Annotated in this window: 1 protein-coding gene; it reads left to right on the forward strand. The window is 65.2% G+C overall.

Annotated elements, in window-relative coordinates; all coding sequences use genetic code 11:
* Positions 1-143: 143 nt before the first annotated feature.
* Positions 144-508: GNAT family N-acetyltransferase (locus M3183_RS26700; RefSeq protein WP_251475042.1), on the forward strand; the 365-nt coding region annotated here is incomplete at its 3' end.

Below are 508 nucleotides of genomic sequence, written 5' to 3' on the forward strand. Positions count from 1 at the left end.
CCGCCTGAGCCATTCACGGGCGACAAGGACATCACCGAATTCGGATGGGATTCGTCGTCCGAAATCACCATCACGCAGGACCAGCCGTACGACTGGTACGTGCTCGCGCTCCTGCGTCAGTTCACCGTCAACACGGGCTGACCATGATCCGCAACGCTACCCCTGACGATGTGCCCGCGCTGGTCGAACTCGGCGCGCTGATGGCCGCCGAGTCGCCGCGCTACCGGCGTTACCGCTTCTCCGCGCCGAAGCTTGTTGCGCTGTTCGAGCGGCTGATTGCGAGCGATGACGGCTTCCTGATGATGGCCGAGCGAGACGGCAGACCGATCGCCGTCATGGCCGCGATGGTCATGGAGCACTGGATGTCCGAGGACAGGATCGCGTGCGACTTCGGCCTGTTCATCGATCCGGCGCACCGAGGCGGGATGCTTGCCGCGCGCTTCGTGCGCACCTATCGCGCGTGGGCGTGCGAGCGCGGCGCGATCGACACGTTCCTCGGCATTTCCAC

The organism is Neobacillus mesonae (assembly GCF_023715155.1).
GTDB classification, from domain to species: Bacteria; Bacillota; Bacilli; order Bacillales; family Cytobacillaceae; genus Neobacillus; species Neobacillus mesonae_A.